This is a genomic window from Herbaspirillum sp. 1130 (assembly GCF_017833835.1).
Taxonomy (GTDB): Bacteria; Pseudomonadota; Gammaproteobacteria; order Burkholderiales; family Burkholderiaceae_D; genus Herbaspirillum; species Herbaspirillum huttiense.
The window spans coordinates 251,538-271,165 of the sequence record NZ_JAFICQ010000005.1; the positions used below are offsets into that span (position 1 = coordinate 251,538).

The window sequence follows — 19,628 nt, forward strand, 5'->3', positions numbered from 1 at the left end:
GGCTGGGAAGGCCGCCCTGCGGCGGCGCTCCATTGTAACCAGTGCAACGATGGCCAGCCAATTCCGCTTCCCCTGCGTCCATCGGCGGGCTCAGGCCCGGGCCGGGTTGCCGGCCACGCCCGGCAGGTCGATGACGGGCAGTTCCTCGGCCAGCGGCGTCACGTGTTCGCCATTGAGTACGGCGCGGGCGCGTTGCTTGTCGATATCCTTTTCCCAGCTGGCGATGACCACGGTGGCCACGCAATTGCCCAGCAGATTGCCCAGCGCACGGGCGATGCCGATGAACCAGTCGATGGACAGCACCAGCACCAGGCCCACGACCGGAATGGCCGGGATGGTGGTCAGCGTGGCCGCCAGGATCACGATGGCCGAGCCGGGCACGCCATGTGCGCCCTTGGAGGTCACCAGGGCAATGGCCAGGATCGCCGCCAGGTCACCCCAGGACAGGTGCGTGTTGGTGGCCTGGGCGATGAACAGCGCGGCCATGGTCAGGTAGATCGAGAAGGCATCCAGGTTGAAGGAATAGCCGGTCGGGATCACCAGGCCGACGGTGGATTTCTTGATGCCCATGTGTTCCAGCTTCCTCATGATCTGCGGCAACACGCTGTCCGAGGAGGTGGTGGCCAGCACCACCACCAGCTCTTCGCGCAGGTAGCGGATCAGCTTGAAGATGGACAGCCCGCTGGCGCGCAGGATGCCGCCCAGCACCACCAGCACGAAGAAGATCACCGCGCCGTAGAACAGCAGCACCAGCAGTGCCAGCTGCTTGAGCGAGCCGATGCCGTACTTGCCGACCGTGAAGGCAATCGCCCCCAGCACGCCCAGCGGTGCCAGGCGGATGAAGAAGGACATGCACTTGAAGAAGGCATCCGACAGCGAGGACACCAGCGCCACCACCGGTGCGCCCTTGTCACCGATCAGCAGCAGCGCGCAGCCGAAGGTTACCGAGATCAGCAGCACCTGCAGCACGTCGCCGGAGGTGAAGGCGCTCACGGCGGTGGCCGGGATCAGCTTCATGATGAAGTCGGCAAAGCCGGTTTCCTTGACCTTGCCGGCATTGGCCATGTAGCCCGACAGGCTGCTGGCATCCAGGTTGCTGGGATCGATGTTCATGCCCGCGCCGGGGTGGACCACCAGCGCCAGCACCAGGCCCAGCAGCAGGGCGATGGTGGTCACGACTTCGAAATAGATGATGGCCTTGACGCCCACGCTGCCGACCTTCTTCAGGTCGCTGGCACCGCAGATGCCTTGCACCACCACGCAGAAGACGATGACCGGAATGATCATCTTGATCAGCTTGATGAAGCCGTCGCCCAGCGGTTTGAGGCTTTGACCAAAATCCGGCCACAGCAGGCCGATGACGATGCCGGCCACCAGCGCCAGCACCACCTGCCCGAACAGGGACTTGAATACTTTGCTCACCGTTGTCTCCTTGACTTGTTTTATTGAAATGTTGCCAACGCAGGTGATCTTTTTTGTCGCGGTGGCGCGAGATCACTATATTGCATACAATTTTTGAATACAATAAAAAACACGAAAATTTTCGAGTCCCGCTCCATCCCGGAGCCGGTCGAGCAGAGGAGACGCGATGAACGCCATGGACTTGTCCAGCCAGCAGGCCGGCCAGCAAGCGATGCAGTGGGCCGAGCTGCTGGCGCAGCACAGTGAAGCCCCCGGCATGCTGACCCGGACCTATCTCACCCCCACGCACCAGGCTGCCGCCGCCGAGTTGACGCGCTGGATGGAGCAATCCGGCCTGCGCGTGCGGCGCGACAACGCCGGCAACGTGATCGGCCGCTACGAGGCGGCGCCCGGACATGAGCATCGCCCGGCGCTGGTGACCGGTTCGCACTTCGATACCGTGCGCAATGCCGGCAAGTACGACGGCAACCTGGGCATCGTGCTGCCGCTGGCCTGCATTGCCCAATGGCATCGTGCGGGCAGGCGTTTTGCGTTTCCCATCGAGGTGATCGGCTTTGCCGAGGAAGAGGGCGTGCGCTTCAAGGCCACCTTGCTGGGCAGCCGCACCGTGGCCGGCACCTTCGACCAGGCCGTGCTGGAAAACGTGGATGGCGAGGGCATCCGCATGCGCCAGGCGATCCAGGCTGCCGGACTGGATCCGGCGGGGATTGCAGGGGATGCGTGGTCGCCCGCTTCCGTGGCGGCGTTTGTCGAGGTGCACATCGAACAGGGCCCGCTGTTGCTCAACGAGGGCTTGCCGGTGGGCGTGGTCACCGCGATTTCCGGGGCCAGCCGCTTCATGGCCGAGGTGCGCGGCCTGGCCGGGCATGCCGGGACCGTCCCGATGCACCTGCGCCGCGATGCGGCGATGGCAGCAGCCGAGATCGGGCTTTACATCGAACGGCGCTGCGGCATCAAGCCGGGGCTGGTGGGCACCATGGGCATCCTGGAAGTGGTGCAGGGCGCGGCCAATGTGGTGCCGGGGCTGGCCAGTTTTTCCATCGACATTCGGGCCGAGGAGGATGCAGACCGTCTGGCGGCGGTGGCCGACGTGCGCGCCGAGATCGAGCGCATCGCCGCGCGGCGCCAGGTCGGGATCGATTTGCGCCAGACCCATGAGGCGGCCAGCGTGCCCTGCGCGCCGCGCCTGCAGGCGGCCTTGGCGCGGGCCATCGAGACGGCCGGCTGGCCGGTGCGCCACCTGCCTTCCGGGGCCGGCCACGATGCCATGGCCATGGCACCGCTGGGCGAGGTGGCCATGCTGTTCGTGCGCTGTGGCAACGGCGGCATCAGCCATCACCCCGACGAGACCATGAGCACCGAGGACGCCTGCATCGCTGCGCAGGTCTTCCGCCATCTGGTCGAACAATTCCAGCCCTGAGCACGCTCAGGCTTTCCAATGAAGGATTACGGAGTCTCCATGTCCACCATCACCATCGACGGATTCAACCTCACCGCTGCACAAGTCGTCAGCGTGGCCCGCGCCCCTCACCTGAAAGTGGCGCTGGCCGAGTCTTCGCGAACGGCGCTCAAGCAAAGCCGCGACTACATCGAATCCACCTGGATGCACGATGAAGCGCCCATGATGTACAGCTTCAACACCGGCGTCGGTTTGCTCAAGGACACCCGCATCAAGGTCGAGCATATCGAGCTGTTCCAGACCCAGCTGATTCGTGCGCACAGCGCGGGTATCGGCGAGCCGTTCTCGGAAGAAGTCAGCCGCGCCACCATGCTGCTGCGGGCCAATGCGTTTGCATCGAATTATTCCGCGCCGCGCGTGGAAGTGGTGGATCGCCTGCTGGCCTTCATCAATGCCGGCATCCATCCGATCATGCCGCAGAAGGGATCGGTCGGCGCTTCCGGCGATCTGGCGCCACTGGCTTACCTGGCGGCGGCCATTGCCGGGTTTGATGAAGCCGAAGTGATGTATCAGGGCCAGCGCATGCGTGCTACGCAGGCCATCGAGCAGGCCGGAATAGGTTCGGTCAAATTTGATCTTAAGGCCAAGGATGCCTCGGCCCTCATCAATGGCTGCACCGCTTCGCTGGCCGTCGCCATCCTCGCCGCGCACGATGCGCGCCATCTGCTGACCGATGCCTGCCTGTCGTTGGGGCTGACGCTGGAAGCGATGCGGGCCGAGATGTCGGCCTTCGATCCGCGTATCCAGCAGGCGCGTCCGCATGCGGGCCAGATCAAGACGGCAGAAGTCATCCGCACGCTGCTCAAGGGCTCCACCCGTACCACGCATGAAGCGCGCGCCGTGCAATTGCCCGATGAATTGCGCCGCACCGATATCCCTTACACCGCGCGCATTCAGGATGTGTATTCGCTGCGCTGCGCGCCGCAAGTGTATGGTCCGGTATTCGATGCACTCGACTACATCGATACCATCATCGAGAAAGAGACCAACTCCGCTACCGACAATCCGCTGATCTTCAACAAGGAAGACGGCGAAGGTTTCGAAATCATTTCCGGCGGCAACTTCCACGGCCAGTATCTGGCGCAGGCGATGGACTTGCTGGCCATGGCCATCACCGATCTGGGCAGCATCTGCGAACGCCGCATCGCGCGCCTGATCGATCCGACCCTGTCGTGGGGGCTGCCGCGCAACCTGATGAGCGGCGTGCGCGGCGTCAACACCGGCTATCCTGTGGTGCAGTGTTCCATGAGTTCGCTGGTGATGGAAAATCGCACCCTGTGCATGCCGGGCAGCGTCGACAGCATCCCTTCCAAGGGCAACAGCGAGGACCACATTTCCAACTCGACCTGGTGCGCCCGCAAGGCGATGACGGTGGTGCAGAACACGCAATACATCGTCGGCGTGGAAATGCTGCTGGCGGCGCAGGCGCTGACCATGACCGAGGACTTGCTCAAGGACTTCAAGCTGGGGCAGGGTACGCAGGTGGCCTATGACGAGATCCGCCGCCAGATTCCGGCTTGCCTGGAGGGCGATCGCTGGTTCCACGACGACGTGCAGGCCGCGCATGGCTTCGTGGTGAGCGGGTCGGTGCGGGAGGCGGTGATCTCGGCCATCGGGACGTTCGTGTGACGGAAATGCGAGCCGAGCCATGAGAATTTGACCCCGCAGGCTCAAGTCTGACAAAAAGCTGACGTTCAAGAAGATTGAACGGCAGCTTTTTTCTTTTTGAGGCGCGGCCAATCGGATTGCCTTGCGGCAATCGCATGTTGCGTGTTGTCTGCGCGCATCAGGATATCCCTGATGGCTGGATGACGCGCGCGCAGCCAGACTGCGCTCACCAGCACTCTCACACTCCATCGAGGAACACGAATGAACATCAAGAACATCAGGATCAGCGCACGACTGGCGGCCTGCTTCGGCATCCTGGTCGCGGTCATGTGCCTGATCGCGGGCGTAGGAATGCAGAGCCTGCACAGCATCAGCAAGGCTTCGCGCATTGTCGTCGAGGACCGCTACGTGAAGATCGCGCTGGTGATGGAGATCCGCGAAAACGTCAATTCGGCCGCGCGCAACCTGCGCAATGCCATGCTGGGACGCAATCCCGAGGAGGCCAAGCGCTATCTCGACCGCGGTGCGGCCAACAGCGCCAAGACCACCGAGTCCATGAACCAGATCGAAAAACTGATCAGCACGCCGCGCGGCAAGGAATTGTTCAAGGCCATCCAGGACGCGCGTGCCGCCTACAGCACGTCGCGCGACAAACTGCGTGAGCTGATCCTTCAGCAGAAGAAGGAAGAGGCCACCGAAGTGCTCTTCAATGAAGTCATTCCCAAGCAGGACCGCTACTTCGACGTCCTCAACGACTTCGTCGCCTTCCAGAGAACGCTGATGGATGAAAGCGTGGCTGAAGGCCAGCAGACCAGCGATTCGGCCATCGCCCTGATGCTGGAACTGTCGGCCGTGGCCATTCTGCTGTGCGTGCTGGCGGCCTGGTGGGTCACGCGTTCCATCACGCGGCCGCTCAATGAAGCCGTGGACGTGGCCAGCGCCGTGGCGCAAGGCGACCTGACGATACAGATCGGCGAGACCACCCGGGACGAAACCGGCAAGCTGCTGGCTTCGCTCAAGGCCATGAACCAGAACCTGCACCGCATCGTCAGCGAGGTACGGACCGGCAGCGACACCATCAATACCGCTTCCTCCGAAATCGCCAGCGGCAACCTGGACCTGTCTTCCCGCACCGAAGAACAGGCCGGCGCGCTGGAAGAGACCGCCTCGGCGATGGAAGAACTGACCTCCACCGTCAAGCAAAATGCCGACAACGCCCGCCAGGCCAACAGCCTGGCCGCCACCGCCTCCGAAGTGGCAGTGCAGGGCGGCAGCGTGGTGGGGCAGGTGGTGCAGACCATGGGCGAGATCAACGAAGCCTCGCGCAAGATTGTCGACATCATCAGCGTCATCGATGGCATCGCCTTCCAGACCAACATCCTGGCCCTGAACGCCGCCGTGGAAGCGGCCCGTGCCGGTGAGCAGGGACGCGGTTTTGCGGTGGTGGCTTCCGAAGTTCGTACCCTGGCCCAGCGCAGTGCGTCCGCGGCCAAGGAGATCAAGGCCCTCATCGATGATTCGGTCAGCCGCGTGGATAACGGCAGCCGCCTGGTGGAACAGGCCGGTGCCACCATGAGCGAAGTGGTGGCCAGCGTGCGCCGCGTTACCGACGTGGTGGCCGAGATCTCGGCGGCGAGCAACGAACAGAGCGACGGCATCGAGCAGATCAATCACGCCATCGTGCAGATGGACGAAGTGACCCAGCAAAATGCCGCCCTGGTGGAACAGGCCGCCGCCGCCGCCCAGTCCTTGCAGGAACAGTCGGGCCGCCTGGTGGAAACGGTGAGCATCTTCAAGCTCAGCAGCCATGAGACGCCGCGTGCGCAGCCCGCGCGCAAGCCGGTGCCGCCCAAGGCCAGCAGCAAGCCGGTGGCCGCCGCGCCCGCCGCACCCGCCAAAGCCGCTGTGGCAGCACCCGTGCCGGCACCCAAGGCCCTGCCGGCGAAACCGGCCGCGCCAGCCAGCGCCAAGGCCGGCGGCAAGGCCATGGCGGCCGATGACGGGGATTGGGAACAATTCTGAACTAACTATCGCAGGCTCAGGGGCCAGGTCCGCCTTCCGGACCTCACCCTGTTTTCTCAAGTATTGGCCAAAAGCGCCGTTCAGCATCTGCTGACCGGCGCTTTTTTCATGCGTCAGGCGATCCAGTGCGGCGTTGCATTCCGCAAACAATTTGCTGACAGAAAGACATGCATGTCTTCACAGCCAACAAGGGGGGTAAGTATGAACATCAAAGATATCAGGATCAGCGTCCGGCTGGCCGTCTGCTTCGCCGTGCTCATCGGGGTGATGTGCGTGATCACGGGGATCGCGCTCAAGAGCCTGGACCGGGTCGAGAAGTCCACCGCCGAGATCGTCGAGGACCGTTACCAGAAGATCGCCCTGGCCAGTGACATCAGTGACAACGTCAATGGCGCCGTGCGCAGCCTGCGCGATGCCTTGCTCGGCCGTACGCCCGAGGAATCGGCGAAGTACACGGAACAAGGGCAGTCCTTCAGCGCCAAGACCGGCAAGGCGCTGGCGCAGATCGAGAAACTGCTTACCAGCCCGCGCGACAAGGACATGCTCAAGATGGTCATGGATGCCCGCAATGCCTACACGCCCTCGCGTGACAAGCTGCGGGAACTGATCAAGCAGAACAAGAAGGAAGAGGGCACCGAATTGCTCTTCAAGGAAGTCGTACCCGTCCAGGACAAGTACCTCAAGGCGCTCGATGACTTCGTGGCCTACCAGAAGACCATGATGGACGAGAGCGTGGTCCAGGGCAAACAGACCGCCAGTTCCGCCACCAGCCTGATGTTGCTGCTCTCGGGCGCGGCCATCCTGATCTGCGTCGCTGCCGCCTGGCTGGTCACGCGCTCCATCACGGGTCCGCTCAACCAGGCCGTCAGCATCGCCGGTGCGGTGGCGCAGGGCGACCTGACGGTGCGCATCGAGGCCACCACCAAGGATGAGACCGGCACCCTGCTGGCCTCACTGAAGTCCATGAACGAGAACCTGCACCGCATCGTCACCCAGGTCCGCCAGGGGACCGATGCCATCACCACCGCGTCGAAGGAAATCGCCAGCGGCAACCTGGACCTGTCCTCGCGCACCGAAGAGCAGGCCGGCTCGCTGGAAGAGACCGCCTCGGCCATGGAAGAGCTGACTTCCACCGTCAAGCAGAATGCCGACAACGCCCGCCAGGCCAACACCCTGGCCGCTACCGCTTCCGAAGTGGCGGTGCAGGGCGGCAGCGTGGTGGGGCAGGTGGTGCAGACCATGGGAGAGATCAATGATGCCTCCCGCAAGATCGTCGACATCATCAGCGTCATTGACGGCATCGCCTTCCAGACCAACATCCTGGCCCTGAACGCGGCGGTGGAAGCCGCCCGTGCCGGCGAGCAGGGACGCGGCTTCGCGGTGGTGGCTTCCGAAGTGCGCACCCTGGCCCAGCGCAGCGCATCGGCCGCCAAGGAGATCAAGGCCCTCATCGATGATTCGGTGACGCGGGTGGACAACGGCAGCCGCCTGGTGGAGCAGGCCGGCAGCACCATGAGCGAAGTGGTGGCCAGCGTCAGGCGCGTCACCGACGTGGTCGGCGAGATCTCGGCCGCCAGCAACGAGCAGAGCGTCGGCATCGAGCAGATCAACCGCGCCATCGCGCAGATGGATGAAGTCACGCAGCAGAATGCCGCGCTGGTCGAGGAAGCGGCGGCCGCTGCGCAATCCCTGCAGGAGCAATCGCACCGGCTGTCAGAGACGGTCAGCATCTTCCGGCTGGATAGCCAGCATGCGGCGATCGGGGCTGCGACCGCCTACGCCAAGCCGGTGGCCAGCAAGCCAGCTGCTCCCAAGCCAGCGGCACAGAAGCCCGCCGCCGCACCGCCCGCGCCAGCCGTCGTGGTCCCCGCCCTGCCGGCCAAGACGGCCGCCAACGCCGCCATTGCCAAGGCCAGCAGCAAGGCGCCGCCGGCCGGTGACGGGGATTGGGAACAATTCTGAACTAACTCTGGTGATCAGGCGCGCAGCTCGACCACGCCCGGAAAGGCGATGCGCACCACCAGCCCGCTGCCTTGCGCCGGGGCATCCAGCGTGACGCTGGCCCTGTGCATGGCGGCGATCTCGCGCACGATGGCCAGCCCCAGCCCGGTACCCCCCGGGTTGACGTGCTGGGTGGCCCCGGCGCGATAGAAGGGTTCGAACACTTTTGCGCGCTCGGCCTCGGCGATGCCGGGGCCGTTGTCTTCCACCTCCAGCAGGGCCGCAGTCGGCTGCCCCGGACGGCGCATGGCGCGCACGCGCAAGGTGACCTGGCCGCCGACGGGCGTATAGCGGATCGCATTGTCCAGCAGGTTCACCATCAGTTCATGCAGCAGCAGGGCATTGGCTTCGATGCCGACGTCGCCCTCTTCCTCGAAGGCCAGCCCGATACGCCGCGCCACCGCCTGCTGCGACAACTCCAGCGCGACCTGCCGTGCGGCATCGGTGAGCGAGACGCGCATGGTGCCGCCCTCGGCCGCGCCATGTTCGGCGCGCGCCAGGGTCAGCAGGCGATTGGCCAGATGTACGGCGGAATCGGTGGTGCGGGCCATGCCCTCCACCAGCTCGCGCAGCTCGGCCGGGTCGAGCCGCGTGCGGCGCAGTTCGCGCAGGGTCAGTTCGGATTGGGTCTTCAATACCGTCAGCGGCGTACGCAACTGGTGCGAGGCATCGGCGATGAAGCGCCGCTGCGCACTGATGAGGGCCTGCAACCGGCCCATGTAGCCATTCATGGCCTGCACCAGCGGGCGCATTTCCTTGTGCACCAGTGCCGGATCAAAACCGGACAGGTCGGTCGGCGCACGCGACTCCACCTCGCCCTTGAGCTGCATCACCGGGCGCAGCACGAAGCGCACCGCAAACCACACCAGCAGCGCCGCCACGGTCACCAGCGTGCCCTGGCGCCACAGCGTGTCGAACAGGATCTTGCGCGTCATGCCGTTGCGGCCCTCCATGGTTTCGCCGACCTGGATCAGGGCGATGCCGCGCATGCTGTCGTCATACACCGGCTGCAGCAGCGCGGCGATGCGGATGGGCTGGTTGTGATAGTCGGCCTGGTAGAAGCGCACCAGGGCCGGATAGACTTCCGAGCGTTTGACGTTGGCAGGGACCGGCGGCAAGTCTTCGTAGCCGGACACCAGTTCCCCTTTCAGGCCCGTGACCTTGTAGTAGATGCGGCCCAGGGTATCGGTCTCGAAGCTGTCCAGCGCCACGTAGGGCACGTCGGCCGTGACATGGCCATTGACGATGGAGACCCGCTCGGCCAGCGCACGGGTGGAGGCCAGCAGCGAACGGTCATAGGCCAGGTCGGCCACTTCGAGCGCGTTGTAGTAGACCGAGACCGCGTCCAGCGCCACCAGCAGCGTCAGCGGAATCAGCAGCCAGCGCACCAGCTGGCTGCGCAGGTTGCCCAGTCGGCGGGTGGCCTGCGCCATTACGCGGCCTGCAGCAGGTAGCCCAGGCCGCGCAGGGTGGTGATGCCGACGCGGCCGGCACCCTCGTGTTCCAGCTTCTTGCGCAGGCGGTGGATGTAGATCTCGATGGCGTCCACGCTGGCATTGTCATCCAGCGAAAAGACCTGCTGGAACAATTTGTCCTTGGGGACCGTATGGCCCTGGCGCATGATCAGCACTTCCAGCACCGCGTGTTCGCGCGGGGTCAGCGCCAGCAGTTCGCCGTGATAGGTGAAGGTGCGCGATACTGTATCGAAGCACAGCGCACCACAGGCCACGGTCACCGCTTCCTGGCTCTGCGAGCGGCGCAGCAGGGCCTTCACGCGCGCTTCCAGTTCTTCCAGTTCGAAGGGTTTGGCCAGATAGTCATCGGCCCCCAGGTTGAGGCCGCTGACGCGGTCAGCCAGGCCGCCGCGTGCGGTCAGGATCAGCACCGGCGTGCGGCTGCCGCGCGCACGCATGCGTTTGAGGACTTCCAGTCCGTCCATGCGCGGCAGGGTCAGGTCGAGGATCACCAGCGCATAGTCTTGCGTGAGCAGCAGGCTGTCGGCGTCGGCACCGTTGTGCGCGCACTCCACCGTCAGGTGGGCGTCGCGCAGGGCCTTGGACAGCCAGCGGGAAAGTTCGATATGGTCTTCGACCAGCAGGATGCGCATGCGGCGGCCCTTTTACTTTTACTTGTACGTTGCGGTACGGCTTGTCTCCAGCGCGGATGCTAACAGATGGGCCGCCGCCTTTGAAACGTCCTCATCCGGCCATTGTGGAAACTGCGTAGCATCGATCCCACACTGACAGCTTCGCTGAAAGCCGGCTGAAAGGCTTTTCTTGTACGATGCGCCCATATCAAAAAATCCAAGCCGGAGACACATCATGACCACCCTTGGGTCCGGACCCGTCCGTACCGTTCTTCCCGCCTCCCGTTTCTGCTGCTGACCGCCATGAAGGCGGACCGCTCGCATCGTTGGCACCACTGTGTTCGCTTGCTGGCCGCCTGTCTGCTGGCCTGTGCGATGCCGTGCGCGCTGGCGGCCGAGTGCATCGTCCCGGCCAAGCCGGGCGGCGGCATGGACGCCTCGTGCAAGCTGTTGCGCCGGGCCATGCAGGAAGAGGGCGGCAAGCAGGACTTCAAGGTGGCGTATTTGCCCGGCGGCATCGGGGCGGTGGCCTGGAGTTCGGTGGTCTCGCAGCGGCGCGGTGGGCCGGAGACGCTGGTGGCGTTTTCGGGGGGCTCGCTGCTGAGCCTGGCGCAAGGCAAGTATGGCCCCGCCGATGTAGGCGACGTGCGCTGGGTGGCCGGGATCGGCATCGATCACGGCATGATCGCGGTACGTAGCGATGCGCCGTGGCGCAACCTGAAGCAGTTGCTGGAAGCGATCCGCAAGGATCCGTCGGCGGTGACCGTGGGTTTGTCCGGGACCGTGGGCAGCCAGGACTGGCTGAAGATGGCGCTGCTGGCACAGCAAGCCGGTTTTACGCCGAGGCAGTTCCGCTTCGTGGCGCTGGAAGGCGGCGGTGATTCGTTTGCCGCCTTGCAGGCCGGGCACGTGCAGGTGATTTCGGGCGACACCTCGGAAGCGGCCTACTTCATGGCCGACGGCAAGGTGCGCATCCTGGCGGTGCTGTCCGAGCAACGGCTGCCGGGCCCGCTGCAGGCAATACCGACCGCACGCGAACAGGGTTACGAGGTGGTGTGGCCGATCATTCGCGGCTTCTACATGAGCCCGCATGCGCCGGAGGCGGACTACCGGCGCTGGGTCCGGTATTTCGACCGGGTACTGGCCGATCCCGAATTCGATCGCCAGCGCAGTATCGGTGGCTTGCAACCCTTTGCCATGACCGGCAAGCCGCTCTCGGATTACATCGCGCAGACCGTTGCGCGTTATCGCAGGCAGTCCCAGGAGTTGGGCCTGGTGCGCTGATCAGCCAGGTTGCACACGCCGTCAGGCGTGCTCTGCAGCCGGGCCGGCGCAAGGTCCGTTTCATCATCAAGGAGAATCCATGTTGCACAAACGTCGCCTGAGCATTGCGCTCGGCCTGGCCCTCGCTTTGCCCGTCACTTTCAGCGGTGTGGCCCATGCCGACACCCCCGCCGGCTATCCCGCCGATTACGCCAAGGTCATCGACGGCGCCAAGAAGGAAGGCAAGGTCGTGATCTACAGCACCACCGATTCCAAGGCGGCCGAAGCGCTGATCAAGGATTTCGGTGCGCTCTATCCGGGCGTGAAGGTCGAGTACAACGACATGAACTCCACCGAAGCCTACAACCGCTTCATCTCCGAAGCGGCCGCCGGTGGCGCCACGGCTGACGTGATGTGGTCCTCTTCCATGGACCTGCAGGTCAAGCTGGCCTCCGAAGGCTATGCCGTGGCCTACAAGTCACCGGAAGCCGCCGCCGTGCCGGCCTGGGCCAACTGGAAGGACACTGCCTACGGCACCACCTTCGAGCCGGCTGCCATCGTCTACAACAAGCGCCTGGTGACCGAGGCCGAAGTGCCGACCACCCACGACGAGTTCACCAAGCTGCTGGTCAGCAAGCAGGAAAAATTCAAGAACAAGGTCACCACCTACGACATCGAGAAGTCCGGCGTCGGTTTCAGCCTGATGACCTATGACCTGAAGCACAACCCGCATTTCTGGGACTTCGCCAAGGCCATGGGCGGCGTGGCTGCGCGCGTGCAATCCTCGACCGGCACCATGCTCGAGCGCATCTCCTCGGGTGAAAACCTGATCGGCTACAACATCCTCGGCCCCTACGCCCTGGTGCGCGCCAAGAAGGACCCGTCCATCGGCGTGGCCTTCACCAAGGATTACAACCTGGTGCTCTCGCGCGTGATCTTCATCAACAAGGCCGGCAAGAACCTCAATGCCGCCAAGCTGTGGGTGGACTACATCCTCTCCAAGCGCGGCCAGACCATCATCGCCAATGATGCGCAGCTGTTCGCCATCCGTGGCGACGTCACCGGTGCCACCACCTCGGCCGAACTGACCAAGCAGCTGGGGACGTCGCTCAAGCCCATGCCGGTCTCCACCGAACTGCTGGAATACCTGGATCAGAAGAAGCGCCTGGACTTCCTGAAGCAGTGGAAGGAAGCCACCAAGAAGTAAATTTTTTAAATCATTCCTGTTACGGACCGGGGAGTCCGCAGTGCCAAGGGCGTCACGCCTTCGATTTTTCCCTGCGGGTCTGCCCAGTCCGAACGGGGTGCAAGTCAGCACCTTGCAACATCGTTGTTCCGGAGCGCGGCCCTGGCCGCTTCCCTGCCTGTCCTGATCCATCTGCCCACTCATGAGGCGCACCATGCAAACCACCACAACGCTACCGCGCAGCGAGCCAGCCCTGCCGACCCGCCGTTTCCGGCTGAACTGGCCGCGCGGCCTGGTCGTGCTGCTGGCAGCCCTGGCCATCTTCGTGCCGCTGCTGCTGATCTTCTATCAAAGCTTCCTGTCGGCCCCGTTCTTCGCGCCGGTCAAGACGCTGACCTTCGATTCCTACCGCTTCATCTTCGATGACCCGGACTTCCGCCAGGCCTTCGTCAATGGCCTCACGCTGGCCACCGGCCTGGCCCTGATCGCCGTGCCGCTGGGCGGCATGCTGGCCTTCCTGATGGTGCGTACCGACCTGCCGGGCCGCAGCTTCATCGCTCCCGCCCTGATGGTGCCGATCTTCGTCTCGCCCATGGTGATCGGCTTCGGCTACGTGGTCTCGATGGGACCGGTCGGCTTCTACACGGTGTGGGTCAAGAACCTGCTGTCGGTGTTCGGTTTCGAGGGCGATCCCTGGAACATCTATTCCTTCACCAGCATCGTCATCATCGCCGGCCTGACCCACGTGCCGCACGTCTACCTGTATGCCTCGGCCGCCCTGCGCAGCCTGGGTTCGGATGTGGAAGAAGCAGCCCGCGTGGCCGGTGCCTCGCCGCTGCAGGTCGCGCTCAACGTCTCGCTGCCGATGATTACCCCGGCACTGGCCTACTCCGGCGTGCTGGTCTTCTTCCTCGGCTTTGAAGTGTTCGGCCTGGTGCTGGTGCTGGGCGATCCGGAAGGCCACCTGGTGCTGCCGACCTATCTCTACAAGCTCACCAACAAGCTGGGCACGCCGTCGTATCACCTGATGGCAGCGGTGGCCGTGTGCCTGGTGGCAGTGACCATGCCGCTGGTGATGCTGCAGCGCTGGCTGCTGCGTTCGGCCAACAAGTTCGTTGCCATCAAGGGCAAGGGCGCGCGCCAGAAGGCGCTGCCGCTGGGCAAGTGGCGCTGGGTGGCGTTCACTCTGATCGCCGGCTGGCTGCTGTTCACGGTCATCATCCCGCTCTCGGGCATCGGCCTGCGCACCTTCGTTTCGCACTGGGGCGATGGCGTCAACCTGCTGGACGTGCTGACCTTCGAGAACCTGCTCAACGTGTGGGATCAACCCTCACTGGTGCGCGGCATCATCAACACGGTGCTGATCGGCGTGATCGGCGGTGCCCTGGCCGTGGCCTGCTACACCGCCATCGCCCTGGCCATGCACCGCAAGCAGGACGGCGTAACCCGCTTCCTCGACTACAGCGTGCTGGTGCCGCGTGCGGTGCCGGGCCTGCTGGCCGGCCTGTCCTTCCTGTGGGTGTTCCTGTTCGTGCCCTCGCTGCTGGACTCGGCCCTCAAGGGCATCGACAACCCCATCGCCCTGTGGCTGGTGGACAGCTTCATTCCCGCCCTGCGCGGCCTGCGTTCGACCATCTTCTCGGTCTGGCTGGCGTACTCGGTGGTGTGGATGGCCTACGGCCTGCGCCTGATCAACACCGCCCTGCTGCAAGTCGGCCCGGAACTGGAAGAAGCCGCCCGCGCGGTCGGTGCCTCGCGCTCCCGCGTCACGCGTGACGTCACCATTCCGCTGGTGCGCTACGGCCTGGTGGGCGCCTGGCTGATGGTGTTCCTGATCTTCGAGCGCGAGTACTCCACCGGTGTCTACCTGCTCTCGCCCGGTACCGAGGTGATCGGCTCGATGATCGTCTCCATGTGGGCCGCCGGCGCGGTGGAACTGGTGGCAGCGCTGTCCTTCATCAACATCACGCTGGTGGCCGTGGGCCTGGGCATTGCGCTGCGCTTCGGCGTCAAGCTGCACGACTGACCTGCACCGAAAGCACGGCCGGTACCCGGGGTGCCGGCCTCCCGATACAGCAAGAGCATTCTGAGGAATCATCATGACCGAACTTTCCGTCAACGACCTGCACCTGGACTATGGCACCGGCGCCTCCGCCAACCCCATCCTGAAGGGTGTTTCCATGCAACTGCAGCGCGGTGAAGTGGTGGCGCTGCTGGGTCCCTCCGGCAGCGGCAAGACCACGCTGCTGCGCGCCGTGGCCGGGCTGGAATCGCCCAAGGCCGGCACCATCGACATCGGTACCCGCCGCGTGTTTGATGGCGCACGCAACTTCGAGATGCCGGCCGAAGAACGCAACCTGGGCCTGGTGTTCCAGTCCTATGCGCTGTGGCCGCACAAGACCGTGGCCGACAACGTCGCCTATGGCCTCAAGCTGCGCAAGACGCCCTCGGCCGAGATCGCCAAGCGCGTCAAGGAAGTGCTGTCGCAGCTGGGCCTGGGCCACCTGGGCGAACGCTATCCGCACCAGCTCTCCGGCGGCCAGCAGCAGCGCGTGGCCATCGCCCGTGCGCTGGTCTACAACCCGCAGGTGATCCTGCTGGACGAGCCGCTCTCCAACCTCGACGCCAAGCTGCGCGAGGAAGCACGCGCCTTCCTGCGCGAACTGATCGTGCGCCTGGGCCTGTCGGCGCTGATGGTGACCCACGACCAGGGCGAGGCCATGGCCATCTCCGACCGCATCCTGCTGCTCAACAATGGCCGCATCGAACAGCAGGGCACGCCGCAGAGCATGTACCAGACCCCCAATACCCTGTTCACCGCCGAATTCATGGGCAGCAACAACAAGCTGGCCGCCGAGGTGGTCAGCCGCGAGGGCGACCGCGTGACCGTCAAGCTGGATGGCGGCACGGCGGTGGCGACCCTGCGCGGACGCGAGGATGCCAAGCCCGGCGAGCAGCTCACCGGCATCATCCGGGTCGAGCAGGTGCGCATCGCGGGTGAGCAGACCGGCAATGCGATTCGCCTGCCGCTCTCGACCTGCATGTACCTGGGCGACCGCTGGGAATGCCTGTTCAAGGTCGAGGGCGGACCGGCCGGTTCGGTCGGCCTGCGCGCCTACGCACCGCAGCGCCTGGACCAGGGCGAATACTGGCTGTCGCTGCCGGAACAGGCCTTGTGGGCATTCTGAAAAACTAAGGCAGCCGAACGGGATATCTAAGTTTCTCGTTCGGAAAAACTTAGTTTTTTGACGGTTCATCGTATCGATGAAAACCAGCGAGCAAGGCTATCCGCCATCCCCTCGCTCACCCGGAAAAGCCATCAGGAGCCCCCGGGTGCATGAACAGAAGACGTCGCACGGCACGGCCGTGCCGACGCCATCCAACGCTTTCAACCAAGGAGACCTCAGTGCAAAGGAATCACCTCGCCGCCAGCATGCTGGCCGCATTCGCCGCGTTCGCCACGACTTCCGTGCAGGCGCAAACTTCCGTCACCGTCTACGGCCTGATCGATTCGGGCGTGGAATATGTCACCAATGCCAATGCTGCCGGCAACAGCCTGGTGCGCCTCAGTTCGGGCACCATGAACACCTCGCGCATCGGCTTCCGTGGTACCGAAGACCTGGGCGGTGGCCTGAAAGCCATCTTCCAGCTGGAAAACGGCTTCAAGCTGGATAACGGCGCCTTCGACGGCGATTCCAACCAGCTCTTCAACCGCCAGTCCAACGTCGGCCTGGAAGGCGGCTTCGGCCGCGTGGTGGTGGGCCGTTCCTTCTCCACCACCTATGACTTCATCCTGCCGTTCGACCCGATGGGCTACTCGGCCAACTATTCCTGGGTGACCTCGGCCGGTGCCACCGGTGGCCGCAAGGACGGCATGCCGACCGGCGTGTCCAATCTGGTCAAGTACCAGGGCGAGTTCGCGGGCGTGAAGGTCGGTGCCATGTACGGCTTCGGCGAAGTGGCCGGCGAGACCAGCAACGGTGCCAAGTACGGTGTCGGCCTGGGCTGGGGTTCGGGTCCGTTCAGCGTGGCCGCGACCTATGACCGCAACAACAGCGTGAGCACCACCAACGCCCCGTATGACCGCGCCACCAGCGCCCACCTGGCCGCCGGCTACCAGCTGTCGGATGCCTGGAAGTTCAACCTCGGCTACCGCTACTACAAGAAGACCCTGGCCAGCGGCGCTGCCGACCAACGCAGCGACTTCATCTGGGGCGGCGTGACCTACAAGTTCACGCCGGCCATGAGCGTGATCGGTGCGATCTACTACCAGAACATCAAGAACGTGGCCAACGATGCTGATCCCATCATGTACTCGCTGCGTCTGAAGTACGCGATGTCCAAGCGCACCGACCTGTACCTGAGCACGGCCTATGCCAAGGCCAAGAACAACCAGCTGGTGGGCCTGTCGCGGGATGACGTCGGCTTCTCCAACAGCCAGTTCGGCATGACCCTGGGCATGCAGCACCGCTTCTGATGTCCGTGTAGTCCGCTGGCCCGGCACGCGTGGTTGGCGTGCGGGCCACGATAGTCTTGAGCCGTCATTGACCGGCGCACCCCTGCTGACGGCAGGCGTGCGCCGTTTTTTTTCAGGGCTTGAGCGGGGGTGGCGAATGCAATTGCAGGAGATCGATCAGCCCCTCGTCACAGACCAGCCGGCCGCAGTCGCCCATGCTGGCCACCAGATGCGCACCGGCCAGCAGCACGAAGATGGTGCCTGCGCCTATCCTGCCCCAAGGGATGCGGCGTGGTTCATTTTCCTTTTCCGCGCTTTGCAGCAGCAGCAGCGTCGCCGGGTATTCGGCACTCTTGACACCCAGCAGGGCTGCAATGGTCAGGATTGCGGTCAGTGAAAACAGGGCCATCCAGGTATGGAAATGCATGCCTTGCAACAGCGGTCCCGTGGGCGTCTGCCCGGCCAGGGCTTCCAGCGAGATCTGGCGCAAGGCCACCAGCCCGGTCAGCAGTGCGCCCACCAGCGCTACCCCATAATGCGCACTCTTGATCCCGAAGCGCAGATTGCGCAGGAAGCCGATGCCGGTGAGGATGATGCCGGTGTACTGCAGCTGGCGTAGCGGGGTGCCAGGCAACAGCGCCATCGACTGGAGGTACAGCAGCAGGCCCAGGTAGCCACTGATGGCCAGCAGGCACAGGCAATTGAGGAAAATCCCGCCCGGCAGCACGGGTTCGCGTGGGGTGAAGACAACGGAACGGTCCATGAGACGGTGCCATTACAAGAGGAAACCCAGGGGGCCCTGGGCGGTTTGGCTGAACCACCACAGGGTGACGATGGTGCTTGCCAACCATAGCTTGTTGCTTATTGATTTCCAGCCGAGTGCAATCCCCAACACGGTGAGAAAGGCCAGCAGGAAAGGAAGATAGAGAAACATGGCGTGACCCGGAGTTGATCCCGATTCATATCCGGGAATTTGTGTATGTGCTTTGATGCCAATCGTAGCCGAATGCCCATGCAAATCTCGTGCTAAAACCTCGAATAAAATCGAGATTTATCAAGAATATTCATAACGAACCCGGCTTCATTGAAGCCCATCAACAAAGGAGACACAGATGCAAGCATCAGCAAGCGGCGCTCGGGCCGGTCAACAGGAGGTGCGCCGGGTAGCGGTGGTGGGCACCGGCGTGATCGGGGCCAGTTGGGCGGCCTATTTCCTGGCGCGGGGGCTGGAGGTCTCGGCCACCGACCCGATGCCGGAGGCGGAAGTGAAGTTGCGTGCCGCCGTGGCGCGTCACTGGCCCAGCCTGGAGTTGCTGGGGCTGGCGCCCGGTGCCTCCCCTGAGCGCCTGCGTTTCTCGGCCTCGCTGGAAGAGGCGCTCGAGGGCGCGGACTTCGTGCAGGAAAACGGCCCCGAGCGCGAAGACCTCAAGATCGATCTGTTCCGGCGCATGGATGCCGCGTTGCCGGCGCATGTGGTCCTGGCCTCCAGTTCCTCGGGCCTGCTGATGAGCAAGGTGCAGGCCGCCTGCCGCCATCCCGGCCGGGTGGTGCTGGGCCATCCCTTCAACCCGCCGCACCTGATCCCGCTGGTGGAAGTGATCGGCGGTGCGCAGACCGCACCGGAGGCGGTGCAGGCTGCGCTGGACTTCTACACCGCCATCGGCAAGAAGGCCATCCACGTGCGCAAGGAGGTCAAGGGCCACATCGCCAACCGCCTGCAGGCCGCCCTGTGGCGCGAGGCCTTCCACCTGGTCGAACAGGGCGTGGCCAGTACCGAAGACATCGATACGGCCATCGCCTACGGGCCCGGCCTGCGCTGGGCTTTGATGGGGCCTTATCTCAATCTGCACATGTCGGGCGGAGAGGGCGGCATCGGCCACATGCTGGATCACCTGGGGCCGCCCATCGAAAGCTGGTGGGCCGATCTGGGAGCGCCTTCCATCACCGACGCGCTCAAGGCACAGATTCGCGCGGGGGTAGAAGAGCAGATGAGCGGCAAGACTTCTGCCGGCATTGCCGCCGAGCGTGACCAGCTACTGGTGCAGTTGCTGGTGGCCAAGGGAAAGACCAAAATCATTCCTTGAAAACTAAGTTTTCTGAATTTTTTCTCTAAGGTGGCTCTTCT

15 protein-coding genes are annotated in these 19,628 nt (G+C 64.1%); 10 read left to right on the plus strand and 5 right to left on the minus strand.

Going from position 1 to position 19,628, the window contains the following annotated elements; genetic code table 11:
- Positions 1–90: 90 nt before the first annotated feature.
- Positions 91–1,422: a C4-dicarboxylate transporter DctA gene (locus tag JOD78_RS22620; RefSeq protein WP_121041057.1), complete on the minus strand. Its 1,332-nt coding sequence runs from the start codon at positions 1,420–1,422 to the stop codon at positions 91–93.
- Between the two features lie 166 nt (positions 1,423–1,588).
- Here JOD78_RS22620 and JOD78_RS22625 point away from each other — a divergent pair, with 166 nt between their 5' ends.
- From JOD78_RS22625 to JOD78_RS22640, 4 genes are all read left to right on the plus strand, one after another.
- Positions 1,589–2,842 carry an allantoate amidohydrolase gene (locus JOD78_RS22625; protein ID WP_121041055.1) on the plus strand — a complete coding sequence of 418 codons (1,254 nt, stop codon included), beginning with the start codon at positions 1,589–1,591 and terminating at the stop codon, positions 2,840–2,842.
- A gap of 39 nt (positions 2,843–2,881) precedes the next feature.
- The gene (locus JOD78_RS22630) at positions 2,882–4,510 is read left to right on the plus strand and encodes an aromatic amino acid ammonia-lyase (protein ID WP_121041053.1); all 1,629 of its coding nucleotides are present in this window, start codon (positions 2,882–2,884) and stop codon (positions 4,508–4,510) included.
- A gap of 240 nt (positions 4,511–4,750) precedes the next feature.
- Entirely contained in the window at positions 4,751–6,511 is a 1,761-nt protein-coding gene (locus JOD78_RS22635; protein WP_121041051.1) for a methyl-accepting chemotaxis protein, read from the plus strand.
- 201 nt (positions 6,512–6,712) lie between these two features.
- On the plus strand, positions 6,713–8,473 hold the full coding sequence (locus tag JOD78_RS22640) for a methyl-accepting chemotaxis protein (protein WP_209569477.1): 1,761 nt from the start codon (positions 6,713–6,715) through the stop codon (positions 8,471–8,473).
- A 14-nt stretch (positions 8,474–8,487) separates the two neighbouring features.
- Here the strand turns inward: JOD78_RS22640 and JOD78_RS22645 are convergent, their stop codons facing one another.
- Both JOD78_RS22645 and JOD78_RS22650 read right to left on the minus strand, forming a co-directional pair.
- A complete protein-coding gene (locus tag JOD78_RS22645; protein ID WP_134134260.1) occupies positions 8,488–9,945 on the minus strand; it encodes a sensor histidine kinase in 1,458 nt (485 codons plus the stop codon).
- Positions 9,945–10,619, minus strand: coding sequence for a response regulator (locus JOD78_RS22650; protein WP_034331694.1), 675 nt, complete (start codon positions 10,617–10,619; stop codon positions 9,945–9,947). The genes JOD78_RS22645 and JOD78_RS22650 overlap by 1 nt, the downstream gene beginning before the upstream one ends.
- Positions 10,620–10,901: 282 nt before the next feature.
- Between JOD78_RS22650 and JOD78_RS22655 the strand changes: the two genes are divergently transcribed.
- The 5 genes from JOD78_RS22655 to JOD78_RS22675 all read left to right on the plus strand — a co-directional run bounded on the left by JOD78_RS22655 (position 10,902) and on the right by JOD78_RS22675 (position 17,524).
- A complete protein-coding gene (locus JOD78_RS22655; RefSeq protein ID WP_121041045.1) occupies positions 10,902–11,882 on the plus strand; it encodes a tripartite tricarboxylate transporter substrate-binding protein in 981 nt (326 codons plus the stop codon).
- Between the two features lie 79 nt (positions 11,883–11,961).
- Positions 11,962–13,068: an ABC transporter substrate-binding protein gene (locus tag JOD78_RS22660; RefSeq protein WP_121041043.1), complete on the plus strand. Its 1,107-nt coding sequence runs from the start codon at positions 11,962–11,964 to the stop codon at positions 13,066–13,068.
- 193 nt (positions 13,069–13,261) lie between these two features.
- Positions 13,262–15,073, plus strand: a complete 1,812-nt coding sequence (locus JOD78_RS22665) for an iron ABC transporter permease (protein ID WP_121041041.1) — start codon at positions 13,262–13,264, stop codon at positions 15,071–15,073.
- Between the two features lie 73 nt (positions 15,074–15,146).
- The gene (locus JOD78_RS22670) at positions 15,147–16,235 is read left to right on the plus strand and encodes an ABC transporter ATP-binding protein (protein WP_039783129.1); all 1,089 of its coding nucleotides are present in this window, start codon (positions 15,147–15,149) and stop codon (positions 16,233–16,235) included.
- Positions 16,236–16,453: 218 nt separating this feature from the next.
- Positions 16,454–17,524 carry a porin gene (locus tag JOD78_RS22675; RefSeq protein ID WP_084319776.1) on the plus strand — a complete coding sequence of 357 codons (1,071 nt, stop codon included), beginning with the start codon at positions 16,454–16,456 and terminating at the stop codon, positions 17,522–17,524.
- Between the two features lie 112 nt (positions 17,525–17,636).
- Here the strand turns inward: JOD78_RS22675 and JOD78_RS22680 are convergent, their stop codons facing one another.
- Both JOD78_RS22680 and JOD78_RS22685 read right to left on the minus strand, forming a co-directional pair.
- The gene (locus tag JOD78_RS22680; protein ID WP_209569475.1) at positions 17,637–18,266 is read right to left on the minus strand and encodes a hypothetical protein; all 630 of its coding nucleotides are present in this window, start codon (positions 18,264–18,266) and stop codon (positions 17,637–17,639) included.
- Positions 18,267–18,278: 12 nt separating this feature from the next.
- A complete protein-coding gene (locus JOD78_RS22685; protein ID WP_209569473.1) occupies positions 18,279–18,437 on the minus strand; it encodes a hypothetical protein in 159 nt (52 codons plus the stop codon).
- Between the two features lie 178 nt (positions 18,438–18,615).
- Between JOD78_RS22685 and JOD78_RS22690 the strand changes: the two genes are divergently transcribed.
- Entirely contained in the window at positions 18,616–19,587 is a 972-nt protein-coding gene (locus JOD78_RS22690; RefSeq protein WP_209569471.1) for a 3-hydroxyacyl-CoA dehydrogenase NAD-binding domain-containing protein, read from the plus strand.
- The last annotated feature ends 41 nt before the right edge of the window (positions 19,588–19,628 follow it).